The following is a 7,435-nucleotide window of genomic DNA, read 5'->3' on the forward strand; positions in this document are numbered from 1 at the left end:
TGTTCGCTCGTCATGCTGTTCTCTCCATCTTCAAATTGAAGACAGGAACAGATCGGGGTCGCTAACGATCGAACAAGGGTGCGAGAAATGGACGCTTACATGATATCGCTGATGCTAGAAATCATTTCCCTGTTTCGCAAAAAATATTCCCTGTTATGGGATTTAGGGAATTTCATAAAAAATGGCTGCAGCTGAGCCACTTTTAGCAATGCAAATCGCGTTCAAACGGCGGAAATCACTATTTTCCCTGTAATTTTCCCTGATAGCAGGGAATTTCGTTGCCGAGACCGGTTCGCATCCGACTGGGTCCGCCACCACCCAGTTCGTAGGGATCGAACGCGGTGTCCCATCCATCGATTTGTGCCGTAAATTGCGGGGTTTTGGCGATCCGTCTGGTCTCTGCGTGCGTCTCTGGCCCCAGAAATATCGCCAAAGGGCGCTCCGTCTCTGCATCGAAAATTCCCGTTCCTGGCCGAGCGGCAGAGACCGGTTCGCTGACTGGGTGGACAGCCAATTCGGCCCCTGCAACCGATCGGTTCAACGGGACATAGCCGGCGTCATGCTACTCTATGAAGAGTTTGGACGGTGGTGGTCTGCCCGTCTTCTTGAAATGTGCCTTGGGGAAATGCCAGAATCGTGGCGGGCGTCGGAGCGGCGTCCTTGTGCTTCTCGAGGTGCACCGCGTCGTCATCGAAGGCGGTGCCGTGCACGAACCTATTGTCGTTGAGGAGCTGGAGGCCGCGACTGAAGAACCAGGCGTCCCATATCCACTCGTAGTCCGCCTCGTCCTTCTGCATGACGCGGTAGTCGTGCTCGGCGAGGTCGGTCAGGTTCTCGGCCGTGTCGGTATCGCCCTCCTCTTTGCCCTCGAACTCGACGCTGAGCCTGTCGTCGTAGAGCGCGGTGAAGACGGTCTGAAATACGGTGAAGAGCAGGTGGCGGCAACGGCGCGCGGAATCAATCGTCGTTGTCGTGTTCTGCTGCCGCGCAGACCTTTGAGTCCCTCATGCCCTTCTCGGCTTCGGCCCAAGTCTTGAGGGATCCGCGGCCGACCATGTCCGCCGCGACGGCCGGCCTCTCGTCGACGACCCTGCATTTCCTGGTCGCGGGATCTCGGACCACGTAGTATTCCCCGTCAACCGAAGTCTGGGCCAAGGCCGGCGCGGCCGCGAGTGCGATGAGCGCGCTTAAGGAAAATATCTTCACAGAATGCTCCTTTGCCAGAAGGGGAAGTAAGCTTGTCTGGATCAATCGTCGTCCACGTCCGACTTGCAGGCCTCCATGGTCTTAACGCCGGCCTCCGCGTCGGTCCGCGTCTTGAACACGCCATGGTCCACGATGCTGGTCGCAACAGCCGGCTTCTGCTCCACTATGGTGCACTTCTTCGAATCGGGATCAAGGACGACGTAGTATTCGTCGACCGTCACCGCTTGCGCGAGCGCCGATGTAGCGGCAAGGGCAATGAGCGCGCTCAATGCGAACCTCTTCATGGAAGTCGTTCCTCCGTCTGGACAGGCAAGAACCGGGCGCCGCGCCTATCATTCCTCCGCGGAATGAACGCGCGAAAAGTCCCGGCGGCTGTCTCCGGCGGAGCTTAAATATTAAATAAGAGTGAACTGAATCAATCGTCGTGGTCCCGCGCCGGCTCGTCCGTCTCGCATCGCAGACCTCCATGGTCTTCATGCCGGTCTCGGCTTTGGTCAGAATGGACGGGCAGCGAACCCTCAGGCTCTTCACAATGCTATCACGCGCGCGTGAACGGGCGCCTTGTCGGGTTGCTATTCCTGGCCGTGCGCCCATGGTATCGGACTGCATTTCCTCGGAGGTCGAACATATGAGTAGCGTAAGACAAGGCTGGGTTATCGGAGGCGCGGTCATCGTGCTGCTGGTCCTCTTTTCCTCCTTTTACAACGGAACGGGCACGCATTATCGGCCCGCCGGGACTGCCGCAGCGCAATCTGAGTGAGTTGAGCTGGTTTCGCAAAAACGAAGCCGCCAAGCTCTTCACGGGCGATGGCGGCTTCTTCTCCACTCAGCTCTGAGCGCCAAGTCCGGCGCTTAACGCCTCATCATCGGTTCTTTCGGAACGGGATGATGCGACACTTGTCCGATCCCTTATCTTTCTCCCGTACCAGCTCTTCCGGTGTTTGTTCCAGCTCCCGCTTGGGTCCCGCCGCGGGCGCCAGCTTGTCGTGAGCCGGCCGAACTCCGCTTCGCTGTAGGCGGGCTGGATGATGAAGAAGCTGTCGATGAAGCCCTCAAGCTTCACGTGTGGGCCATGGAACACCTCCACGTCCCCTGCAACCTGCAAAGAAAAGAGCCCCGGAGGGTCGCACGAGGTCGCGAGCACGTCTCAGCTCTCCTTCCAAGCGGCTCCGTCGGTCAATGCAACCATTCAACGCGCATCGGAGTTATTTTCGTCCAAAGGAGAATAATGCCGATGTCTGAAATCAGAGAGCGTATGAAGGTTGTCGACAAGCATGGCGCGGAAGTCGGAATCGTTGACGAGGTCGAGGGTGACCGCATCAAGCTGGAGCAGGGTTCTGACAACCAGCACCATTACGTCGACAAGCAGCTGGTCGCAGAGGTCGCGGGCAGCACGGTAAAGCTTTCTGTGGAAGCGAAAGAGGTCAAGAGGCGCTAACGGAGCGGGACCGGGCGACCACTTGCGCGGCGAGCCGCGCGCATATGGAAGCGGACGAGGGGTGTGAAACAGGCACTCGCGCGGCAAGCCATGGAGCCGATCGGATGAGCGAGGAAGAAACCGGCTGGCCGGCCTTGCCCTATGGCAATTGGGCCGAAACTTGCTCCGCACTCCATTTGTGGACGCAGATCGTCGGCAAGTACCGGCTCGCACACACACCTTGGGTCAATCACTCTTGGCACGCCACACTTTATGTGACACCGCGCGGTCTGACGACGGGAATGGTGCCCGACGGCAAGTCAGCCATCACCTTGACCTTTGACTTCCACGACCATGCGCTGATCGCCGAAACGGCCGACATGCGTGAGAGCTTTCCGCTGGAGGCGATGAGCGTAGCCGACTTCCTGAGCCGGACGATTACGCTGGTCGAACGGCTTGGCGGCCGGATGGACATTCATGGTGTGCCGAACGAGATCCCCGATGCGAAGCCGTTCGCGCAGGACACCGCGTCTCGGCCCTACGACCGTAAGGCGGTCGAGCGGTTTCATCGGGCGCTGGTGCAGATCGATCGCGTATTCGCACGCTTCCGCACTGGGTACCTTGGCAAGGTCTCGCCGGTGCATTTGTTCTGGGGTTCGTTCGATCTGGCTGTGACGCGGTTCTCGGGCCGCAAAGCGCCGCTCCATCCCGGCGGGATTCCCGCGCTTCCCGATTCGATTACCCAGGAAGCCTATAGCCACGAAGTATCTTCGGCCGGTTTCTGGCCCGGCGGCGGCGGAGTGAATGAGGCGATGTTCTACTCCTACGCCTATCCGGTGCCCGATGGCTTCGCCGGCCGCTCCGTCAAGCCGGCGGCCGCCCGCTTCGACCAGAAGCTTGGAGAGTTCCTGCTGCCTTATGAGTCGGTGCGGACCAGCGCCGATCCTCAGGAAGACCTCACGAGCTTCTTGCAATCGACGTACGAAGCGGCGGCGGACCTAGCCGGGTGGAACCGGCAGGCGCTGGAATGCGACTTCGGCATCCCGCGGATTCCCACGGGTCATTCCGAAGCGCATCACAATCCATCGCCGATCTCCAAAAATCAGATTTAGTTTGCGCTTGCTGACTTTTCATTTTTGTCCTTGGAGAACCTCACGGCCGAGCCGACTTTTAGCCGGATCTGACATAGAGAGAGGGCCTCGCTTCCTGGGAACGCGGAGACTCGTTCGACAGACTGCGTGGTGGGCAACCAGTTCGAGCCATGCATCGTCCACCACCCAGTTCGTAGGGATCGAACGCGGTGGCACATACGTCAATTTGTCGCGCAAAATGCGAGGTTTTCGCGATCCGTCGGGTCTCTGCGCGCGTCTCTGGACCAAATAATATCGCCAAAGGGCGCTCCGTCTCTGCATGGATGCGGTGGTTAACTTAAGAGGCAAGATGTCGCTGGGTTTTCAAACGGGCTAGCGTAATCGCGCAGCAATGGCCTCGTTTAGATTTTTGGCTCTGGCATACGACCGACTGGCGTAGCCCGCGCATCCAGAACACAAGCGCTGAAGGAGAATATCAGATGCCGCCCCTCTACACGATGCCTGGCACCTGCTCGCTTTCCCCGACCAAATACCGCCGCAGTCAGCTGCTTTCGTCATTTCCAAGTTTCAGGCGAGCCTCTACAACATCAAAGCAGGCACCGTAACTGCGCCATGACTACTACTTCGAGCGGCGGTCGCACCAAGCGGCGTCCAAATGGGGGAGGCTCACCTGAGCCGCCGCGTCACCGTCCGCTTGTTCGGATCACCATCAACCGCGAGGCCTTTGCCGCCCTAGATAAGCAAGCCCTTGCCGCTCAACTCGGCATCGGCCTCGTCGCAGGCTGGCTGGCAAGCTGGATCGTCGGCGGTAGTGGGCTGCTGCGATACGCGCTCACTGGAGTTGTCGGCTCCTTGGTAGGCGCGTTTCTGTTAGACCGTCTAGGCATCGAACTTGGCATCCGGAACCCGCTCACCAGCCGGATTGTCACGGCAACTATCGGTGCGGTGCTGGTGATACTGGCTGCTCGGCTTGTCGCCTGAGTTCAATCATCTCACATCAGGTTCACGGTGGGGAAGAAAGTCGGGATTGCTCGACGCCGCCCGGCGCCGTGACCAGCGGCTAGAGCACAACTAGTCCCTATCGCAAACCTGGAGAAAGATTCATCGATCTCGCGCGCCGTCGATCTCGACGGGCACATTCTTTGTCGTCCAACCCTTGGCGGACTGCACCATCAATATCTTCAGATTTAATTTGCGGTAGGCACACCCCCAGCCGAACGTCTCCCGACCCTCTGACCATTATCTGAAAATATCCGGAGACACTATTTCCTTCTGGATCGTCCAGCACAGCCGGCGAAAAAAACTGCTCGACGACAGCTGTCAGCAAGCTAGGTGTCCTAAATCGATTTTAAACAAATACCGTGTATGATTCTTTTCACTCTATCATCGGCAGCGGCCCCCTCCCACCGGGGGCCGAGGCTGAGAGGCCCGTAGCGAAGCGCGTCATAGTATCGCATCGGGCGTGATGCTTGCTTCAACCGCAACAGATCAACGAGTTTCCCCGTGCGCAAGAATTTTCCGGTTACCGACGCCGAATATCCCGTTTCCGACGAAACGCTGATCGTTTCCAGGACCGACCTCAAAGGTCGTCTCACCTACGTCAATGAGGACTTCATCGACGCAGCGGAATTTACGCCCGAGGAATTGATAGGCAAGGCGCACAACATCGTGCGCCACCCGGACATGCCGCCGGAGGCGTTCGAAAATCTCTGGGACACGCTAAAGGCCGAGAAGCCCTGGGTCGGCGCGATCAAGAATCGCCGCAAGAACGGCGGCTTCTACTGGGTGCTGGCGACCGCCTCGCCGATTCGCACAAACGGGCAAGTCACCGGCTATACTTCGATCCGCACCAAGCTTGCCGCCGACCAGCGCGCCTTGGCAGACGAAGTTTATGCAGCCATCCGCGAAAAGCGGCCGCATCCGTACCGGATTGATGCCGGCATCATCCGGAAGCGATCGTTCTTCGACCGTTTCGGATTTTTCACCCGCACCATGCGGGCGCGAATAACGACGCTGATCACGCTGCAAGCTGCTTTTCTGCTCACCTGTGGTGTGCTGGGGGCAGTCGTGGTTGGCGGGACGTGGGGGCTCGTCCTCAGCCTTCTTGCCATTGTCGGGGTCGCCGTCGGATGGATCGTCGGGAGTCAGACGCTTCGCGCGTTTGAGGGGCCGATACATCATCTGAACGAGACCATGCTGAACCTCGTTCACGACAAATTCGACAATCGGATCGAAATCAAGCGCGACGACGAAATCGGCGTGGCGCTTCGCAACCTTCAGAACGTGCAGACGCTGATTCGATTCAGCCGGGAAGAAGTCAACTCCATGCAACGCCAGGCCGAGGTTCAGCGCAAGACGGACATGACAAAAATCGCCAATTCATTCGAAGCGGCGATCGGCGAAATCGTTCAGGCTGTCGCGACGTCAGCGACCGCACTGGAAGCTTCCGCAACCACGCTCGCGTCGAACGCCGACCATGCAAAGGATTTTGCGGCACGCGTCGTCAACGGTTCGAACGAAGCCTCCTCGAACGTCAATTCGGTGGCCTCGGCCACGGAGGAGATGACCGCCTCGGTTCGCGAAATTAGCCAGCGGGTGCAGGAATCGGCGCGCATGGCGGGCGATGCCGTCGAACAGGTGCATTCGGCGACTGAGCGCGTTAGTGCGCTGTCGAGCGCGGCGGCGCGCATCGGCGACATCGTCGAGATCATCAACAATATCTCTGGTCAGACCAACCTCCTTGCCCTGAACGCCACCATTGAGGCGGCGCGCGCCGGGGAAGCCGGTCGCGGGTTTTCGGTCGTTGCCTCGGAAGTGAAGGCGCTCGCCGAGCAAACCGGCAAGGCCACCGGCGAGATCGGTCAGCAGATCAGCGGCATCCAATCGGCCACGCAGGAATCCGTCGCGGCAATCAACGATATTCGTAACTCCATCGAAAAGCTTTCGGGAATTTCCTCCGCGATTGCGTCTGCTGTTGAGGAACAGGGCGCGACCACCCACGAAGTCGCTCGCAACGTGCAGCATGCTGCGCAGGGGGCGCAGGAAGTCTCCTCGAATGTCGGCAACCTCCAGCGCGGCGCGGCGGAAACCGGAACCGCCTCGTCCCAGGTGTTGTCTGCGGCGCAAACGCTGTCGCGCGACAGCGCCCGGCTCAAGGTGGAGGTGAACAAGTTCCTGGACTCCGTCCGGGTGGCATAGATGGCGCGCCCGGAGCCATCTCCCCCTCAAACCCAGCAGTGCGCGATACGGCGTGCCCTCGTCAGACCCTCAGTTCTATCGTGATCTGACGGATATTTTGCACCAGCGGGATAGAGACTACTGCACGGCAGCACACTGATCCAGTTGAGGCAGTTGGGCTGTGGATGTTTGCGGCGCCGGTGGTCGATAGCCGAGCGATGAGTGCGGACGTATCGTGTTGAAGTGATTGCGCCATTGCTCGATCACGACCTGAGCTTCTTTCAGACTGTAAAAGATTTCCTGGTTGAGGCATTCGTCGCGCAATTTGCCGTTGAAGGACTCGCAATAGCCGTTCTCCCACGGGCTGCCCGGCTCGATGTAGAGCGTCCTGGCGCCGAGTTTTCCAAGCCCGTTGCGAACCACCTTGGCCGTCATCTCCGCGCCGTAGCACCTACGGAAGGACTGAGGAGAGGTCACTGAGCAGCGGTGCGCGCAGCCTTTTGCTGCAAGCGCGCACCGGCTGAGGTGGCCATGGCCGATCAAG

At 59.3% G+C, this 7,435-nt stretch carries 11 protein-coding genes; 5 read left to right on the forward strand and 6 right to left on the reverse strand.

From position 1 onward, the window contains the following. Nucleotides 1-238: 238 nt before the first annotated feature. The 4 genes from B2M20_RS18920 to B2M20_RS04210 form a co-directional block, all read right to left on the reverse strand. A complete protein-coding gene (locus B2M20_RS18920; RefSeq protein ID WP_139372835.1) occupies nucleotides 239-433 on the reverse strand; it encodes a hypothetical protein in 195 nt (64 codons plus the stop codon). A 124-nt stretch (nucleotides 434-557) separates the two neighbouring features. Further along, nucleotides 558-797, reverse strand: coding sequence for a hypothetical protein (locus tag B2M20_RS04200; RefSeq protein WP_079445838.1), 240 nt, complete (start codon nucleotides 795-797; stop codon nucleotides 558-560). A gap of 160 nt (nucleotides 798-957) precedes the next feature. After that, nucleotides 958-1,206 carry a hypothetical protein gene (locus B2M20_RS04205; RefSeq protein ID WP_079445839.1) on the reverse strand — a complete coding sequence of 83 codons (249 nt, stop codon included), beginning with the start codon at nucleotides 1,204-1,206 and terminating at the stop codon, nucleotides 958-960. A gap of 41 nt (nucleotides 1,207-1,247) precedes the next feature. Continuing rightward, nucleotides 1,248-1,490: a hypothetical protein gene (locus tag B2M20_RS04210; protein ID WP_079445840.1), complete on the reverse strand. Its 243-nt coding sequence runs from the start codon at nucleotides 1,488-1,490 to the stop codon at nucleotides 1,248-1,250. 344 nt (nucleotides 1,491-1,834) lie between these two features. Here B2M20_RS04210 and B2M20_RS20520 point away from each other — a divergent pair, with 344 nt between their 5' ends. Next, entirely contained in the window at nucleotides 1,835-1,966 is a 132-nt protein-coding gene (locus B2M20_RS20520; protein WP_274533936.1) for a hypothetical protein, read from the forward strand. Between the two features lie 66 nt (nucleotides 1,967-2,032). Here B2M20_RS20520 and B2M20_RS19955 read toward each other — a convergent pair whose 3' ends face one another. Then, complete coding sequence (locus B2M20_RS19955; protein WP_079445841.1) at nucleotides 2,033-2,350, reverse strand: hypothetical protein; 318 nt, start codon at nucleotides 2,348-2,350, stop codon at nucleotides 2,033-2,035. Nucleotides 2,351-2,440: 90 nt separating this feature from the next. Here B2M20_RS19955 and B2M20_RS04220 point away from each other — a divergent pair, with 90 nt between their 5' ends. The 4 genes from B2M20_RS04220 to B2M20_RS04235 all read left to right on the forward strand — a co-directional run bounded on the left by B2M20_RS04220 (nucleotide 2,441) and on the right by B2M20_RS04235 (nucleotide 6,912). After that, complete coding sequence (locus B2M20_RS04220; RefSeq protein ID WP_079445845.1) at nucleotides 2,441-2,644, forward strand: DUF2171 domain-containing protein; 204 nt, start codon at nucleotides 2,441-2,443, stop codon at nucleotides 2,642-2,644. Between the two features lie 104 nt (nucleotides 2,645-2,748). Further along, nucleotides 2,749-3,735 (forward strand): DUF5996 family protein, encoded by a 987-nt coding sequence (locus tag B2M20_RS04225; RefSeq protein ID WP_079445842.1) that lies wholly within the window; start codon nucleotides 2,749-2,751, stop codon nucleotides 3,733-3,735. A gap of 591 nt (nucleotides 3,736-4,326) precedes the next feature. Further along, entirely contained in the window at nucleotides 4,327-4,695 is a 369-nt protein-coding gene (locus B2M20_RS04230) for a GlsB/YeaQ/YmgE family stress response membrane protein (protein WP_079445843.1), read from the forward strand. 522 nt (nucleotides 4,696-5,217) lie between these two features. Further along, on the forward strand, nucleotides 5,218-6,912 hold the full coding sequence (locus B2M20_RS04235) for a methyl-accepting chemotaxis protein (protein ID WP_079445844.1): 1,695 nt from the start codon (nucleotides 5,218-5,220) through the stop codon (nucleotides 6,910-6,912). Between the two features lie 117 nt (nucleotides 6,913-7,029). Here the strand turns inward: B2M20_RS04235 and B2M20_RS04240 are convergent. Next, on the reverse strand, nucleotides 7,030-7,435 hold a 406-nt coding region (locus B2M20_RS04240), incomplete at its 5' end, for an integrase core domain-containing protein (protein WP_244553419.1).

The organism is Nitrobacter vulgaris (assembly GCF_002028545.1).
Lineage (GTDB): Bacteria > Pseudomonadota > Alphaproteobacteria > Rhizobiales > Xanthobacteraceae > Nitrobacter > Nitrobacter vulgaris.